Raw genomic sequence first — 16,909 nt, forward strand, 5'->3', positions numbered from 1 at the left:
TCATTTGGCTTTCGCGGCATCGACGAACTGGTTGGTCCACAGATCATTCTCGGACGCCTTGGCGTCGAACTCCTTGCCGAAATTGGTGCCGACCTCCTTGGCGAAGGTCAGCGCATTCTGCATGCTTTCGACATCGATCTTGCCGCCCTCGGCGACGCCGCTGCTCATCGACTTGAGCGCGGCTGTGATCGCCTGCGGGTCTGCCTTGGCGAAGAATTGCTTCTGGATCGCAGCGGCGGTGTCGTCAGGCTTGCTGATCACCGCGGCGCTTGCCTGCTGCATGGCCTTTGCCGTCTTGGTGATGAGGTCGGCCGTCGCCGGGCTGATCGGCTTCTTGGCGACCAGCACGAGATAAGGCTGTTTGGCGAGCAGCGGGAATTCGTCACCGAGCGAAACCAGCACGGCGCCGGTGCCGGCCTTCTCAGCCAGGTATCCTTCCGGTGGCGACAGCATAAAGGCGTCGATCCGCTTTGCTTCGAGCGCTGCCTGGATCGCAGTCGGATTGCCGACCTGCGCGACCTTGAGGTCGTTCTTCGGATCGAGGCCACCCTTGCCGGCAAGCCAGCGCGCTGCGATTTCCTGCGCGCCGGCCAGCGCGGTGGCGCCGACCAGAGTGCCTTTCATGACCGCAAGCCGCTTCGCGAGCGGATCATTCGTCTTCACGCCAGTGCGTTCCAGCAGTGCAGTCGAGACGACGAGCTGCACCGTGACCTTCGACATCAACGAATAGACGATCTCGAACGGCTGGCCCTTCGCCGCGGCGCGCAGCATCGAATCGGGGCCGACCGCCGCGAGATCAATGTCGCCGGCATCGAGCGCGGCCAGCGCCGAAGGATCACCACCGGGCAGCGCGACGATGTTCGCGGTCAGTCCCTGCGGCTTGAATGTGTCCAGCGCCCGCGCCGACCAGATCGGCAGGAAACTCAGGGTCGGCGCGCCAAGCCCGATCCGCACCGTTTGCTGGGCCTTGGCCACGCCCGGCAGCACCAGAAGTGCCGCTCCGACGACAACGATCCTTGCCAGCACCATCACCGCACGCATGACTGTCTCCGTCTGTTCAGATGTCGATCGGACCGGCGCCCGACAACGAGCGCCAGCGCAACAGCCGGCGTTCGAGCCGTCCAGCAAGGAAGTTGGCAACGCCGACGAAGGCGAGCAGGATGACGATGCCTGCGAAGACGCCGGCAGGGTCATAGGTCGACGACGCTTCATGAATGAACAGGCCGAGCCCCTGCGCCGACGAGGTGAATTCGCCGACGATCACGCCGATCACGCTGTAGGGGATCGCAAGCCGCATGCCCAGCATCACGAACGGAGCGGCCGCCGGCAGGAAGACGTGATAGGTCAGCTGACGCTGGTTTGCGCCCATGATCCGCGTCAGATTGACCAGCTCGCGATCGACGCTGCGCACGCCGGCGAACACGTTGTAGAATACCAGGAAGAACACCATGATCGACGCCAGCGCGATCTTCGATCCGATGCCGATCCCGAACCAGATGATGAACAGCGGCGCCAGCGCAATCTTCGGGATGCCGTAGAACGCCATCACATAGGGCTCGAAAATCCGGGCCAGCTGCGGCGAGCGGCCGAGCGCGTAGCCGCCCAACACGCCACCGGCGACGCCGATCACATAGCCCAGCACCAGCTCCTGGCCGGTGGTCCACAGATGCGGATAGATTTCGCCCGATGCGAACAGCTCGTAAAGCCGCTCCACGACGGCCGTCGGCTTGCTGACATAGATCTCCTTGATCAGCCGGCCGGAGGCCCATTGCCAGAACAGCAGCAAGGCAAGCCCCGGCAGCAGCTTCAGAAGCCATTGCAGCGGTTTTGCTGCGCGCGCGGCGAGGGAGCGACGCGACACCGCGCTGCCGGAGGCGTCATAGGTCATCTCGGTCATCGGCTTGCTCTCGGTCAATGAACGCGCCCGATATCGATCTGCGAACGGAACTCGGTCCAGACCGCGTCATAGGCCGCCTCGAAGCCCGGATTGCGGAACGGCTCGAACATGTTGCGCGGTCGCGGCAGGTCGATCGGGATGTTGGCGAGCAGCCGCGATGGCCGTTGGCTCAGCACCACGACATGGTCGGCGAGCAGGACGGCCTCGGTTATGTCGTGGGTGACGAAGACGACGGTGGCGCCGGCTTCCATCGACAGGGTCTGCAGATCGCTCTGCATCACCATGCGGGTTTGGGCGTCGAGGGCGCCGAACGGCTCATCCATCAGGATGATGTCGGGCCGGTAGACCAGCGTGCGTGCGATCGAGCCGCGCTTCTGCATGCCGCCGGATAGCTGGTTTGGGAAATGCTGCTCGAAACCGTTCAGGCCGACGGCGTCCAGCGCGTTCGCGACCCGCTGTTTTCGTTCGTCGGCCCCAACGCCGCGAAGCAGCAGCGGAAGCTCGACGTTCTCGGCCAGCGTCTTCCAGGGAAACAGCTGCGCCTGCTGCGGCACGAAGCCGACTTCGGTGTTGATGGTCGTGACCTTCCGTCCGCGGTGATGAACCGCGCCGCGGGTCGGCAGCAACAGACCCGCCGCCATCTGCAGCAGCGTGCTCTTGCCGCATCCGCTCGGGCCGATCACCGCGACGAACTTGCCGCGGTCGACCTCGAAGCTGATGCCGTCGAGCACACGGATATTGGCCTTGGTACCGGGCGCAGGAAAATCCTGGCCGATCCCGTCGAAGGCAAGTAGGCGGTCGTTCATGCCGGCACTCCTCGTCCGAACATGTCTATACATAATCGAAGCCGCCGGAACGGGCAAGCCGGGATCGCTGCAGAGATTTTAGCCGTTGTTGCCCAACGCCTGATCAAGCCTTGCCGGGCGAGGACGTGGAATAAATCACCGCCCTTTGGGTGCGACCCATTTGGTTTTTCCTATCGGCAGCTTCAGCCGATCCGGATTGGGCGCGTCAGCGACCTTCGTCTAACGTTGCCTCACCTCACAGCAGCGTCTCGGCCACGACCGCAGACAATCAATGAAGAGAAACGATGGCTGACCAGGTTTTTGCAGGCACGATTGTTCTTCCCGACCGCGTGATCGACAATGGCTACGTCCTTATCGGCGACGGCAAGGTTCAGGCGGTCGGCGCGGGTGCTGCGCCGTCCGGCGAGAAGCACGGCGGTGCCGGTTTCCTCGTGCTGCCCGGCGCCATCGATGCGCAGGTGCACAGCCGCAGCCAACTCGGGCAGGAAGATTTCATCTGGTCGACGCGCAGCGCCGCGGCCGGCGGCGTCACCACGATCGTCGACATGCCCTATGACGACAATTGCCTGATCGCGACTGCAGAGCGGTTTCGCACCAAAGTGAAGGAAGCCGGCGCACAGGCGCGCGTCGACTTCGCGCTCTATGCCACGATCGATCCGACCGAGGGCGCGGCGCGAGTGGACGAACTGGTCGATGCCGGCGCCGCGGCCTTCAAGTTCTCGACGTTCGGGACGCATCCGACGCGTTTTCCACGGATTTCGCCGCAATTGCTTTATGCGTGCTTCGGCAAGGTCGGAAAGCGCGGCCTGATCGCCGGCATCCATAATGAGAACGACGAGATGGTGCGGGCATTCATGGCCGAGGTCGAGGCCAGCGGGGTCACCGACTACACCGCGCATGGCCTGTCGCGGCCTCCGGTGACGGAGGCGCTCGCGACCGCGGAGGTCTACGAGCTCGGCGCCGCGGCCGGCTGTCCCGTGCACATCGTGCATTGCTCGATCGGGCGCGGCTATGAGCTCGCTGCGGCCTACCGCGCGCAAGGACATGGTGCGACGATCGAGGCCTGCGTGCACTATCTCACGCTCGACGAGGAGAACGATGTCCGCCGGCTCGGCGGCAAGGCCAAGATCAATCCACCGCTGCGTCCCCGCAAGGAGGTCGAAGCGCTCTGGCATCATCTGGCCGCCGGCAATGTCACGATCGTCTCGACCGATCACGTCAGTTGGTCGGAAGACCGCAAGACCGATCCGAACATGCTGAAGAATGCGTCGGGGATTCCCGGGCTCGAGGCGCTCTACGGCCTGCTGCTGAAGGGGCTCGACCAGCGCGGCCTGCCGCTGACCCATGCCGCGCGGCTGCTCGCACTCAATCCCGCGGCCTTGTTCCGGATCACGCATGTCAAGGGCGCGCTCGAGATCGGCCGCGATGCGGACATCGTGCTGATGCGGCGCGATCCCCATCGTTACAGCGCAGCCGCCAGCGGCAACAATTTCGTGTCGTGGAGCCCCTATGAGGGGATCGAGCTGCCATTCCGCGTCATCGAGAGCTATGTTCGCGGTGAATGTGTCGCGGCTGATGGGGAGGTGCTTGCCAAGCCCGGCAGCGGCCGCTTTGTCAGTCCATTGCGTGCGCACTGACGGACAGGATCGGTGACGAAATCCAATCTTCCGCTCGATGCCGGCCGCCTGTGGTCCGACATCATGGCGCTGGCTGACATCACCGATCCGGCGCGCCCCTATACGCGCCGCTCGTTCACGCAGCGATTCCTGGATGGTCGCGCCTGGCTTACGCAGCGTTTCGCCGAAGCCGGCCTGACGACCCGGATCGATACTGCCGGCAATCTGATCGGGCGGATCGAGGGGCGCAATCCCGCGCTCGGCGTGATCGCGGTGGGTTCGCACAGCGATACCGTGCCGTCAGGCGGTCGCTTCGACGGCATTGCGGGCGTGGCGACCGGCCTGGAAATCGCTCGTGCGCTGCGCGAGTCCGGCACGCGATTGGATCACACGCTCGAGATCATCGATTTTCTCGCCGAGGAGCCTAGCGAATACGGCCTGTCCTGCGTCGGCAGCCGCGGTATGACGGGCTCGCTCGACGACAAGATGCTCGATCTGGCCGAGCCTGGCGGCGAGAAGCTGCGGGACGCGCTGCGGCGGGTCGGCGGCGATCCGGATCGGTTGCCGGAGGCGCGGCGCAGCGACATCAGCGCCTTCCTCGAGCTGCATATCGAGCAGGGCATTGTGCTCGAATCGCAATCGCTCGACATCGGTGTGGTGTCGTCGATCGTCGGCATCCGCCGTCTCGAGATCATCTTCGAGGGCGAGGCGGACCATGCCGGAACCACGCCGCTGCACTTGCGCCACGACGCGCTGGTGGCGGCTGCCGCCACGGTCGGCATCGTGTGCCGGGTCGCAGAGCAGCTCGACGGCGAAGGCGCGGACTATTTCGTCGCGACGGTCGGCATCCTTGGGGTCGAACCATCGGCATCGAACATCGTGCCTGGCCGCTGCCGTCTCGTCATCGATGCGCGCACCACCAATTCTGCACTAACGACACGTTTCATCACGGCCCTCGATCGCGAAAGCGAAGCGGCCGCGAGCGCGGCGCGGGTTCGGCGTAGCGCGTTCACCACGCTCTCCGACGGACCGCCGGTCGCTTGCGATCCGGCCTTGCAGGCCTTGCTGCGCGACGCTGCGCGCGATCTTGGCCTCAGCCAGACCGACCTTCCGAGCGGTGCGGGCCATGATGCCGCCTTCATGAGCCGCATCTGCCGCTCGACGATGGTGTTCGTGCCGTGCCGGGCCGGCAAAAGCCATGCGCCGGAGGAGTGGGCGGAACAGGACGCGGTCGCGGCGGGCGCCGCGGTGATCCTTCAGGCGGTGAAGGCGCTCGATCAGTCGCTGCAACCAGGCCGGTAGGTTGCCGGCGGCCTAATCGGCGCCGCCCGACTCGGACAATTTTCGTCGCAGGATATTGACGAGGCCGCGTTCCGGCTCGCTCAGGGTCCGCTCTCCGGAATAGATCACGTAGAGCCGCCGTGCGATCGTCGGCTCGATGATCGGATGCGCGACGAGGTCGCCACCTTCGATCTCCCGCGCCACCGCGGAGGCGGGAAGCACCGTGCAGAGAGGCAGGCGCGCCAGCAGCGACACCGCCATCGGCAGCGCGTCGATCTCCATGACGGGCTGGATCTTCAGGTCTCGCTCGGAGGCGGCGTTCTCCAGCAACTGGCGCAGGCCAAAGCGGTTGGTCGGCAGCGCGAGTTTGAGCTGGGCCAGATCGGCAAGGCGCACGGGGCCGCTGGGCAGCAGCCGGTGCGATCGGTGCGCGATGGCGGCGAGGCCTTCCGACGAGCCGAGCGGTAGCCGCGGCATGTGCGGCAGCGTCGTCTCGACGATCGCGACGCCGACGAGGCCGCGGATCACCCAGTCTTGCAGGGTGCCGTTGGGTGCCTCCTGAAACACCAGCTTCAGCGCCGGATAGCGCGCGCGGATTTCGATGGTGGCATCGGCAATGCGATTGACCAGGAAGCCGTGCTGGTTAACCGACGGCAGGATGCCGACCACGATTCGCCGCCCCTGCGACAGCGTCGCGCCGTCGTCGTTCGCCGACAGCCGGCGAAAGCCCGCTTCGATCAGAGCAGCGAAGCGCGCAAAGCGATTGCCCTTGATGGTGGGAACGACGCCGTCGCCCTTGCGTTCGAACAGCGCGCCGCCGAGCGAGTTTTCGAGCTTGTGCAGCTGTTCGCTCAGTGCAGGCTGGCTGATATTGGCGCCCCGCGCGGCGGCGGAGACGCGGCGGACGCGGTGGATCAGATTGAAATAATGCATCTGGCGCAGGCTGACGACCGGCCGTTCAGGGCGCCCCGGCCGCTCAGTGGCGAGCGCGGCCTTCAGGTGCCGCACGAACAGGTTGGTCGCAGCATTTGGCTCGGAAGACCGTGCCACCAGCTCCATGGTCAAGCCATGCTCCGGATTGACCAGCACGACGTTGGAAAGCCCGAGCCGGGGTGACATCAGGCTGCGCGGTACAAAGATGGCGGCATCGGCGTAGTCGTCGAGGGTGCGCGGCAGGTCGCCCGGATGATCGTTGAGAAAGCGCACGCCGGTCATCTTGTGCCGGCTGAAATAGCGATCGGCCTGCTCGACAAGAGGCGCCGCGAGCATCGGCACGACGATCCGGCCGGACAGCAATTCTGCGGCATCGGGAGGTTTGCGTGTGGTGGCGGGCAGGCGGAGTGCAAAGACCCAGGGGTCGGAGAGAAGCACCGTTTCCTGCCTCGATTTGCGGTAGCCGGCCTCGCCGAGGCCTATCGTGACGTGGCTCCGGTCGACCCCGCCCCAGTCGTCGGCGAGCGTCGTGACGTGCGGAAAATCCCTCTCGTCCTTCCATTGCGGGTCGACGAACACGTCCGGCCGCTCGGCCGCAATCTTGTCGATGGCCTGGCGGAGCGCCCGGCTGACGCCGCCGATCGTGAAGGTCAGGTTGATGTCGACGATGAGATGCCGCAGCCTGGCTTCGGCCGACGTCGCGACGTGGCGGCGCGCGAACATTTCGGCGACCAGCAGCGGCTCGGCGGCGCGCATCAGGGCCCGGGCCGCCTCGGTCGGATAGAGTGTGTTGTTGGAGCGTCTGAACAGGCTGACGCCGAGATCCTCGCCAAGCGCCTTCAAGGTCGTGCTCAGCGTTGAAACGGCGATGTCGAGTTCGTCGGCCGCGCGCGCCAAGCTCGTGGCCCTGCAGGTCGTCACGAAATAGGCGAGGGTGCGCAGTTCAACCATCGGACCTCTTGTCGCGGCAGCATAGCCACTCGACCGGTCGGCGTCATCCGGCTTTCGATTTTCCCTATGTGCTGGTTTAGTCGATAGACCGATGGACCGCACGGTTCCGGCCGATATGATCGATCTCGGGATGTCGTCCACTATGGACGCGGGAGCGAGATGGATTTGCGCGCGCAGGACACCGTGAAGCCCGAGGAAGCCGCTTCCAGGCAGTCGATGCGCGCGTTCTTGTCCGTGCTTGCCGATGCTGGCGACCTCGTCAGCATACCGGACGCGGTCAATCTCGATTACGACCTCGCCGCATGCCTCGCCGAAGCCGATAGCGGTCCAGCCCTGCGGTTTGTAGATGTCAAAGGCTCGGGCACCTCGACGCTGCCGATCGTCGGCAATCTGCTCAATTCGCTGCCACGCTTTGCCCTTGCAATGGGCAGTACCACGCGTGACATGCAGGCCGCACTGATCGCCGCGATCGAGAAGCCGCTGCCGCATCGACTCGTCTCTTCGGCCCCCAGCCAGGAGCGAATTATCTCCACGCCGTCCTTGCTGGACGAATTGCCCATTCCACGATTCTTCGAGAAGGAAGGCGGTCCTTACATCACCGCTGGCGCGATCGTTGCCAAGGATCGGGCGAGCGGGCAGACCAATCTCTCGATCGCGCGGCTGATGCCGCTCGGCGGCAACCGCGCCTTCGTCGGCATCGCACCCAATCATCACCTCGCGATCCTGGCGCGCGCGGCGCATGCACGCGGTGAGACGCTCGACATCGCGGTGTGCATCGGCAATCACCCGGCGGTGCTGATCGCGGCGTGCCTCTACCTCGGTCTCGGCGACGATGAACTGCCGATCGCAGGTGCCCTGCTCGGTGAGCCGCTCGAGGTGATCAGCTGCACGCAGTCCGATCTCTTGGTGCCCGCGCACAGCGAATGCGTGCTGGAGGGGAAGCTGGATGCCGGCGAGCCCTTCGTCGAAGGCCCCGTCAGCGAATTTCACGGTATGTACGAGACCTACGGCGCCGGCATCGTCGCGACGTTTTCGCGACTGACGCGGCGGCACGACGCGACCTTCCAGGTCATCCTGCCCGGTTATCACCCGGAGCACTGCCTGCTTGGCGGTGTCGCGATCGCGGCCGGGTTGCGCCGCGTGGTGCGCAATGCGGTACCGTCGGTATACGAAGTCGCGGTCGGCGTTGGCGGCGCCGGGCGGCTGCATGCCGTGGTAGCGCTGAGCACACCGCGCCCGGGCGAAGCCCGCAAGGCCATGTTCGCCATCTGGGCGGCCGTCAATTTGATCAAGCAGGTGATCATCGTCGACGACGACATCGATCCCTGGAATCCGATCGAGGTCGAACGGGCCTGCGCGACGCGCTCGCAGCCGGATCGCGATCATGTGGTGATACCGGGCGTTCGCGCCGACCGTTCCGAGCCGCTCGAACAAGGCGGCACCATTACCAAGCTCGGCATCGACGCAACGCGCAGAGCAGGCGACCGTGAGGACTGGGATCTGGCACGGCCGCCGGCGGCGGCGCTTGCACGCGCCCGAGATATCCTCAGCAGGCACAAGCTCATCTAGGGATGGCAACGATCAACTCTCACTTCGCGGAGAAAGTCATGTTGATACTGAACCTCAGGCCGTCGGCGCTCGGTGCAAAGAGCGTGTCGCGCCTGGCTTGCCTGATCTTCCTCGCCACCATCGCCGCGGCACCAGCCGCCCACGCCGATATCAAGATCGGATTCCAGGTGCCGTTGACCGGACCTGCGGCAACCGATGGCAAATCCGCCCAGATCGCCGGCGAGATGGCGGTCGAGGACATCAACGCGGCCGGTGGCGTGCTCGGACAGAAATTGCAACTCGTCACCTATGACGACCAGGCCAAGTCGGATCAGGCCATCTTCACCGCGAACAAGCTGATCGGCGAAGACGGCGTCAAGCTCGTGGTCAACGGCAGTTATTCGGCGTCGGGCCGCGCCGCGGCGCCGGTGTTCCAGAAGGCCGGAGTCGTGATGATCTCGGCCTATGGCGTGCATCCCGATATCACGCGCGCGGGCGACTACATGTTCCGCCTGGTGCATCTTGGGCCGCCGCAGGGTGCGGCCACCGCGCTCTATATCGGCAAGACGCTCGGGCTGAAGAAGGTCTCGACCATCACCATGGACAACGACTATGGCCAGGCGACGATGGACGGCTTCCTCGAGGCGGCGCCGAAATACAGCGTCGAGGTCGTCAACAAATACAGCTACTCTTTGAAGGACCGCCAGTTCGGTTCGATCGTGGCGAGCGTCAAGCGCGATAACCCCGACGGGATCTACGCAACAGGCTATTTCTTCACCGGAGGCCCGCTGGTGGCCCAGCTTCGCGCCGCCGGCATCACCGTGCCGATCGTCGGCTCGCAGGCCTTCGATTCCGAGAAATTCATCGAGATCGCGGGGCCTGCGGCGGAAGGCACCTACATCATCGACAGCTTCGATCGCGACCGTAAGGACGAGGCGCTGCAGAAGTTCTTCGCCGGGTTCAAGCAGCGTGCCGGCTACGCGCCCGAGGGCGTCGCCGCCATCACCTATTCGGCGGTGATGCTGATGGCCGACGGCATCAAGCGCGCCAACAGCGCCGAGCCCGACAAGGTGCGCGCCGCGCTGGCCGCCACCAAGGATTTTCCGCTGCTCGAAGGCAACATGAACGGCTTCAACAGCCTGCACGAGATGATCATGCCGATCCAGGTCAATGCGATCAAGGACGGCAAGTTCAAGCCTGCCGGCAGCATCACCGATCTGAACGCATTCGCGCCACCCGAGAAGTGATGGTGGCGGGGCGCGCGGGCCGGGGGTTCGCGCTCCCACCAGGAGGACAAATCCGGTGTATTACATCGATCTGGCCGTGACCGGCGTCAGCTTCGGCTGCATGTACGCCATGATGTCGGTCGGCCTGACCTTGGTGTACGGCCTGCTGCGGATTCTGCATGTGGCGCATGCCGCGGTGTTCGCACTGGGCGCCTACATCACCGTCCTCGCGGCCAACGCGACCGGCAGCATCGCGCTCGGCTTCGTCGCCGCTGTTCTCCTCACGCCATTGTTCGGAATGGCGATCTATCGTCTGCTGTATGAGCCGCTGCTGAAATATCGGCCGGACGTGCCGATGATCGCCTCGGTCGGGCTGCTGGTGCTGACGCAGGACGCCTTCCGCATCCTGTTCGGGGAGCAGGGGGTGACCTTTCGTCAGAATGCGCTCTCGTTCACGACGTTCGATATCCACGGCGTCACCATCAGCGCGGTGCAGATCGCGCTCATTGTGACCGCGGCGGTGGTGTTTGTCGGATTGCACGTCTTCACGACCCGGACCCGGATCGGTCTCGGCTGGCGCGCGACGGTGTCGAAGCCGAACATAGCGGCGAGCTTCGGCATCGATCCGATCAAGGTTCGCTATCTCAATTTCGCGATCGGCTCGGCGCTTGCCGCCGTCGCCGGTGGACTGGTCGCGCTGCTCAATAATCTCGTCGATCCCGCCATCGGCTTCGTCGTCAGCTACAAGGCGCTCGCCATCATCGTGCTGGGCGGGCTCGGCAGCGTGCGCGGCACGCTGGTGGCAAGCCTCGTGCTCGGCCTTGTCGAAGCTTACGGCACGATCTTCATCGGTGCCTGGCTCGACCGCGATGCGATCGCTTTCCTCGCGCTCATCATCCTGCTGATGATCCGGCCGCAGGGCTTTACGGGGGCGCGTGCGGCATGAGCGCCTATACGATCAGCATCGTCTCGATCATCGGCATCAACGTGATCCTGGCCACCAGCCTCAACATGATCTCAGGCTTTTGCGGTCAGATCAGCCTCGGTCACGGCGCATTCTTTGGTGCCGGCGCCTACGCGGCAGCGTTGGCCATGGTCGCGACCGCGAGTGTTCCGCTAGCGCTGCTGGCGGGCGCGGTCGCCGGCAGTGCGCTCGGCATCCTGGTCGGCTTCGCCTCGCTGCGGGTGCGCAGCGATTTCCTCGCCGTCTCGACCATCGGCGTCAACTTCCTGTTCGTCGGCTTTGTGCGCAAGCAGTCGTGGCTCGGCGGTGAGATGGGCATCAGCGGCATTCCTGCGACCGGGTTTGGCGCGTACGGCAACATGATCATGATCCTGGCGCTGGCTTGCGCCACCGTTGCCTTCAGCCTCTATGTCAGCCGTTCCTGGATGGGATTCGCATTCCGCGCCGTTGGAGAGGACGAGCACGCGGCGGCGACGCTCGGGATCAGCGCTGGCGCCTACAAGCTTGCGGCGTTCGGGATCGGGACGGCGCTCGCGGGTCTCGCCGGCGCGCTCTACACTTTCTTCACCCAGTTCATCACGGTCGACGCATTCGACTTCATCCTGTCGGTGATGCTGATGGCCATGGTCGTGATCGGCGGCATCGGTTCGACCTGGGGCGTCGTCGCTGCCGCGATCGGGCTGACGCTACTGCCGGAGGCGATTCGGTTCGTCAACGACTACCGGCTGCTGGTGTTCGGCGGGATGCTGGTGCTGGTAATTCGCCTCGCGCCCGGCGGCCTCGCCGCGGTGGTCCACAGTCTCTTTGCTCGGGTGAGGAAGGCATGAGCGCGGTCCTCGAGCTCGCTGACGTGGCGGTCCGGTTCGGCGGCGTGCAGGCCGTTGGCGGCGTGACGTGCGCGGTGGCTACCGGCGATTTCGTCGGTCTGATCGGACCGAACGGCGCCGGCAAGACCACGCTGATCCGCATCATCGCCGGGCTGCTGCGGCCGGATCGCGGCAAGGTGATGCTTGCCGGTTCCGACGTGACAAGCGATCCGACATCGACGCGGGTTCGGGCCGGCCTGGCGCTGACCCATCAGATCGTCCGTCCGTTCCGCGAGATGACCGTGCTCGACAACGTCATCCTGGCCGCGGGGATCGGCTATACCTCGGGACCACTGCGCGCGTTGTTGCATGTCAGCCGGCAACGCGAGGCCGAGCGTGCTGCGGAGATTCTCGGCGCGGTCGGGTTGGCGGGCACCGAGCGCAGGCTGGCCGGCGAGCTTCCGCTCGGACAGCTCAAGCGGCTCGAACTGGCGCGGGCGCTTGCCGTCGATCCCAAGGTGGTGCTGCTCGACGAGCCGCTTGCGGGCCTCAACCATACGGAGGCGTCAAAACAGGTCGAGACCATATCCGAGGTGCATCGGCGCGGTGTTACCGTCGTCCTCGTCGAGCACAATCTCGAGGAAGTCATGCGGGTGTGCCGCCGCCTCATCGTGCTGAACAATGGGATGGTGATCGGCGACGGTGAGCCACGCGAAGTGATGGTCGATCCTGCGGTCCAGGACGCCTATGTCGGAAGCGGAATGGTGACGCATGCTGACGCTTGATCATTTGAGCTGCGGCTACGGCGCCGTGGAAGCGGTGCGCGACGTCAGCCTCGACGTCCCCGCCGGCTCGATCTTTGCGCTGCTCGGACCGAATGGTGCGGGCAAGAGTTCGACGATCATGGCGATCATGGGCCATGTCGACATCCACGCCGGCCGCATCCACTTTGACGGCAACGACATCACGCGCCGCCGGGCGGTCAACCGGGTCGATCTCGGCATAGCCGTGGTGCCCGAAGGCCGGCAACTGTTTTCGGACCTGACGGTCGACGAAAATCTGACGATCGGCGGCTATGCGCATCCTTATGCGCGTGATGCGGCGAAGCGCGAGCGCGTGTTCTCTTATTTCCCGCGGCTTGCCGAGCGGCGTTCGCAATTGTCGGGATCGCTGTCGGGCGGCGAGCAGCAGATGCTCGCGATCGGCCGGGCCCTGATGGCCGAGCCGCGTCTGCTGTTGGTCGACGAGCTCTCGCTCGGCCTGATGCCGAAGATGGTCGATCTCTGCCTTGGCGCGCTGACGCAGCTCAAACGGGACGGCATGACCGTGGTGCTGGTCGAGCAAAACACCGCGCGAGCGCTCGATATCGCCGACAATGTCTGCGTGATGTCGTCGGGGGTGCAGATCTATCAGGGCACCGGGACTGAAGCGAAGGCAGCCGGTTCGCTGTTTGCCACGTTCCTCGGGATGAAAGAGCCGGGCCGGCCATAAGCAATCAACGCGCACAATAAGAAGGAAGAAGACATGGCACGAATGCTGACAGCGGACGATGTGGAGGCCGGGCTCGTCGGCGGGTTGTTCCTGTCGGCGGGCGGCAGCGGTCGCAACGCCGTTGCCAAGAACCGCGGGCTTGGCCAGATGGCGCTTGACTATGGCGGCGTGCGGCTGGTCGGCATCGACGAGCTCGATCCGGATGCGCCTGTGATCACGGCCACCGCGGTCGGCGCACCCGGCTTTGCCAATTGGGCGATCCGCCCGCGCGACAGCATCAACGCGGCACGGCGCCTGATCGAGCGATTCGAACGGCCGCCGGTCGGCGTGATCTGCGGTCATGTGCCGGGGTTCAACGCCTGGCTGGTCGCCGCCGCACTCGGGCTCGATTATGTCGATGCCGCCTCCAATGGGCGCGGTCATCCGACGGTGAAGATGGGCGGCATGGGGCTGGCGTCGCGGCTGGATCTTTCGATCACGCAGGTCGGCTGCAGCGGCAGCAGAGCGGAGAACAATGAATTTGCCGTCGTCGTCGACGGAGACATCGTCCGCACCTCGAACATGATGCGGCAGGCGGCGGTGATCAACGGCGGGCTGATCTACGCCGCGCGTGGACCGTTGAGTGCCGGCTACATCAAGGAGAATGGCGCACCGGGCGCCATCACGTTCCAGCTCGACCTCGGCCGCGCCATGCTGGCAGCGAGTGGCGCCGATCGTATCCGCGCCACCGTCGAGTTCCTCGGTGGCGAGCTGCTGGTCGAAGGCGAGGTCACCGAGAACACCGTTGCCTATGGCGGCGGTTTCGATCTCGGCCAGATGAGGGTGCGCGGCAGCGGCGGCGAAGCCGTGCTCGGCGTCTACAACGAGTTCATGACCGCCGATTTCGGTGGCAAGCGGGTCGCGACCTTCCCGGACATGATCGGGACGCTCGATCCGAACACCGGCGAGGTGATCTCGATCTCGGAATCGAAGCCGGGCGCGCATGTCGCCGTCATTGTCGCCCATCGGTCCAAATTCCCGGTCGGCAAGGGTGCGCTCGATCCCGCGGTATTCCCGGAAGTCGAGAAGGCCATGGGTGTCGATATGCGTTCATATCTCTGAGTAGGGGGACGATCATGCTGCGTCTGTACGACAGCCGGCTATCGGGAAATGCCTGGAAGGTCCGCATCCTGCTCACGCAGCTCGGTCTGCCGTTCGAGCGCGTCACGCTCGATCTCGCCAAGGGCGCGACATCAGATCCGGCGTTCCGCGCCAAGAGCCGCTTCGCGCGCGTGCCGGTGCTCGAGCTCGAGGATGGCCGCACCATCGTCGAGTCCGCTGCCATCATGCTGTATCTCGCCGAAGGAACGCGGTTTCTGCCGGATGATCGCTTCCTCCGTGCGGAGGTCGCGAGCTGGCTGACCTTCGAACAGGCCGATCTGTTGCGCGCACTGGCATTGCCGCGCTTCTATCGCATGCGTGGCATTGCCGATCAGATGGCCAGCCGCATCGCCGATTTTCAGGAAGGCGCTTATCCGGCGCTGGCGAAAGCCGATGTCTGGCTGTCATCACATGATTGGCTGGTGGACGGCCGCTACACCATCGCGGATATCGGCCTGTTCGGTTACGTCTCGATGGCGCATCAGGGCGGCTACGAGATGGAACGATTTCCGGCGATCGCGGCATGGCTCGCGCGGGTGAAGGCGCAGCCCGGCTGGGTCCCGTTGGTGGAGGAGACAGACGCATGAACATTCCCGTACGCCGTGGCAGGGACGTCAAGGCCGGGCGCGGCACCGAGCTACGCTGCAAGGGCTGGCGGCAGGAAGCGATCCTGCGCATGCTGGAGAACAATCTGGAGAATGGCGAAGCGCCCGACGATCTCGTGATCTACATGTCGGTGGCGCGCGCGGCGCGCGACTGGAAGAGTTTTGATCGCATCGTGGCGGCGCTCACCAGCATGCGCGAGGATCAGACCCTCGTCATGCAGTCGGGCAAGCCGATCGGTGTGTTTCCCGGGCAGGCGACGACACCGCTCGTGATCATGGCGAACGGCAACCTCGTCGGCGGCTGGAGCGACGAGGAGCACGTGCGCAAGTTCCACGATATGGGCTTGACCATCTACCCGGGCATGACGGCCGCCGCCTGGCAGTACATCGGCAGCCAGGGCATCTTGCAGGGCACCTACGAGACCTTCATGGCAGTTGCGCGCCAGCATTTCGGCGGCACGCTGGCCGGCCGGCTGCTGCTGACCTCGGGCTGCGGCGGAATGAGCGGTGCCCAGCCGCTGGCGGGAAAGCTCGCCGGTGCGTCGACGCTGGTGGTGGAGGTCGATGCGGCGCGGATCGACCGCCGCATCGCCAGCGGCTATTGCGATGCGACGACTGACAATCTCGACGAGGCGGTCGCGCGCTGGCTTGCCGCGCGGGATGCGCAGCAGCCATTGGCGCTGGCGCTCTGCGCGAACTCGGCGGTCGTGCTGCCGGAACTGGCCCGGCGCGGCATCGTGCCCGACATCGTGACGGACCAGACCTACCCGGATCCTTTGAAGGGATACGTGCCCGCTGAATTGTCGGTCGAGCAGGCGCGCGCGATGCGGCAGGATGATCCCGAGAAATTGATGGCGCTGGCACGGCAGTCGGTCGCCGGCCATCTTCGCGCGATCCTTGGCTTCATGGATCGCGGCGCGATCGCTTTCGAATACGGCAACAGCTTGCGCGCCGAGGCCCATTCGGCCGGCGTGGAGGATGCGTTCCGGATGGGTTCGTTCGTCGATCTCTACATTCGACCGCTGTTCTGCCAGGGAATGGGACCGTTCCGCTGGATCGCGCTGTCGGGCGACCCGCAGGACATCTATACGATCGACGAGATGATCCTCGAGACCTTCTCGTCGAACCACCCGATCTCGTCCTGGATCAGGCTGGCGCGCGAGCACGTCAAGTTCACCGGCTTGCCTGCCCGCATCGGCTGGCTCGGCTATGGCGAGCGCAGCCGGCTTGCACTGCTGGTCAACGACGCCGTTGCCAGCGGCAGGATCTCGGCGCCGATCGCCTTCACCCGCGATCACCTCGATTCCGGCTCTGCGGCGCTTCCCTACCGGGAGACCGAGAACATGAAAGACGGCTCGGATGCGATCTCGGATTGGCCGCTTCTCAACGCGCTCCTGAACTGCTCCAATGGCGCCGATCTCGTTGCCATCCACGGTCTGGGCGGCCGCGGTGTCAGCGCCGGCGTCACGATCGTCGCCGACGGAAATCCGGCCACGGCGGAAAGACTGAAACGCGTGCTCGACGGCGATCCCGGCATCGGTGTGTTGCGTCTTGTCGACGCCGGCTATGACATCGCAATCGAGCAGGCGGACCGGTTCGGCCTCTCGGCGACGGTGCCGCCGGGCTTGTCGGAGTAAAGGAGGGC

General features: G+C 65.2%; 15 protein-coding genes. 11 read left to right on the forward strand and 4 right to left on the reverse strand.

Annotated elements, in window-relative coordinates:
- Genes IC762_RS14005 through IC762_RS14015 form a run of 3 tightly spaced genes read right to left on the reverse strand, consistent with a single transcriptional unit; the run spans position 1 to position 2,703 of the window.
- Positions 1 to 1,041 carry an ABC transporter substrate-binding protein gene (locus IC762_RS14005; protein WP_195789360.1) on the reverse strand — a complete coding sequence of 347 codons (1,041 nt, stop codon included), beginning with the start codon at positions 1,039 to 1,041 and terminating at the stop codon, positions 1 to 3.
- A 16-nt stretch (positions 1,042 to 1,057) separates the two neighbouring features.
- Positions 1,058 to 1,897 (reverse strand): ABC transporter permease, encoded by an 840-nt coding sequence (locus tag IC762_RS14010; protein ID WP_195789361.1) that lies wholly within the window; start codon positions 1,895 to 1,897, stop codon positions 1,058 to 1,060.
- A 14-nt stretch (positions 1,898 to 1,911) separates the two neighbouring features.
- Complete coding sequence (locus IC762_RS14015; protein ID WP_195789362.1) at positions 1,912 to 2,703, reverse strand: ABC transporter ATP-binding protein; 792 nt, start codon at positions 2,701 to 2,703, stop codon at positions 1,912 to 1,914.
- A 284-nt stretch (positions 2,704 to 2,987) separates the two neighbouring features.
- On the opposite strand from IC762_RS14015, the gene IC762_RS14020 reads away from it, so the two are divergent.
- Entirely contained in the window at positions 2,988 to 4,340 is a 1,353-nt protein-coding gene (locus IC762_RS14020; protein WP_195789363.1) for a dihydroorotase, read from the forward strand.
- A 12-nt stretch (positions 4,341 to 4,352) separates the two neighbouring features.
- Positions 4,353 to 5,621, forward strand: a complete 1,269-nt coding sequence (locus IC762_RS14025) for a Zn-dependent hydrolase (RefSeq protein WP_433995891.1) — start codon at positions 4,353 to 4,355, stop codon at positions 5,619 to 5,621.
- A gap of 12 nt (positions 5,622 to 5,633) precedes the next feature.
- On the opposite strand, the gene IC762_RS14030 is transcribed toward IC762_RS14025, so the two are convergent.
- Entirely contained in the window at positions 5,634 to 7,484 is a 1,851-nt protein-coding gene (locus IC762_RS14030) for a LysR family transcriptional regulator (protein ID WP_195789364.1), read from the reverse strand.
- A 216-nt stretch (positions 7,485 to 7,700) separates the two neighbouring features.
- Here IC762_RS14030 and IC762_RS14035 point away from each other — a divergent pair, with 216 nt between their 5' ends.
- The 9 genes from IC762_RS14035 to IC762_RS14075 are packed head-to-tail and all read left to right on the forward strand — an operon-like array spanning position 7,701 to position 16,901.
- Complete coding sequence (locus tag IC762_RS14035; protein ID WP_246801655.1) at positions 7,701 to 9,053, forward strand: UbiD family decarboxylase; 1,353 nt, start codon at positions 7,701 to 7,703, stop codon at positions 9,051 to 9,053.
- Between the two features lie 38 nt (positions 9,054 to 9,091).
- The gene (locus IC762_RS14040; protein ID WP_195789366.1) at positions 9,092 to 10,279 is read left to right on the forward strand and encodes an ABC transporter substrate-binding protein; all 1,188 of its coding nucleotides are present in this window, start codon (positions 9,092 to 9,094) and stop codon (positions 10,277 to 10,279) included.
- 55 nt (positions 10,280 to 10,334) lie between these two features.
- Positions 10,335 to 11,204 carry a branched-chain amino acid ABC transporter permease gene (locus IC762_RS14045; RefSeq protein ID WP_195789367.1) on the forward strand — a complete coding sequence of 290 codons (870 nt, stop codon included), beginning with the start codon at positions 10,335 to 10,337 and terminating at the stop codon, positions 11,202 to 11,204.
- Positions 11,201 to 12,049, forward strand: coding sequence for a branched-chain amino acid ABC transporter permease (locus IC762_RS14050; protein WP_195789368.1), 849 nt, complete (start codon positions 11,201 to 11,203; stop codon positions 12,047 to 12,049). Before IC762_RS14045 ends, IC762_RS14050 begins: the two co-directional genes overlap by 4 nt.
- Positions 12,046 to 12,813 carry an ABC transporter ATP-binding protein gene (locus IC762_RS14055; protein WP_195789369.1) on the forward strand — a complete coding sequence of 256 codons (768 nt, stop codon included), beginning with the start codon at positions 12,046 to 12,048 and terminating at the stop codon, positions 12,811 to 12,813. Before IC762_RS14050 ends, IC762_RS14055 begins: the two co-directional genes overlap by 4 nt.
- Positions 12,800 to 13,519: an ABC transporter ATP-binding protein gene (locus tag IC762_RS14060; RefSeq protein ID WP_195789370.1), complete on the forward strand. Its 720-nt coding sequence runs from the start codon at positions 12,800 to 12,802 to the stop codon at positions 13,517 to 13,519. The genes IC762_RS14055 and IC762_RS14060 overlap by 14 nt, the downstream gene beginning before the upstream one ends.
- 33 nt (positions 13,520 to 13,552) lie before the next feature.
- A complete protein-coding gene (locus IC762_RS14065; RefSeq protein ID WP_195789371.1) occupies positions 13,553 to 14,620 on the forward strand; it encodes an S-methyl thiohydantoin desulfurase domain-containing protein in 1,068 nt (355 codons plus the stop codon).
- Positions 14,621 to 14,634: 14 nt separating this feature from the next.
- Positions 14,635 to 15,246: a glutathione S-transferase family protein gene (locus tag IC762_RS14070; protein WP_195789372.1), complete on the forward strand. Its 612-nt coding sequence runs from the start codon at positions 14,635 to 14,637 to the stop codon at positions 15,244 to 15,246.
- Complete coding sequence (locus tag IC762_RS14075) at positions 15,243 to 16,901, forward strand: urocanate hydratase (RefSeq protein WP_195789373.1); 1,659 nt, start codon at positions 15,243 to 15,245, stop codon at positions 16,899 to 16,901. The genes IC762_RS14070 and IC762_RS14075 overlap by 4 nt, the downstream gene beginning before the upstream one ends.
- Positions 16,902 to 16,909 lie beyond the last annotated feature (8 nt).

Origin of the sequence: Bradyrhizobium genosp. L (genome assembly GCF_015624485.1) — a bacterium.
Taxonomy (GTDB): Bacteria; Pseudomonadota; Alphaproteobacteria; order Rhizobiales; family Xanthobacteraceae; genus Bradyrhizobium.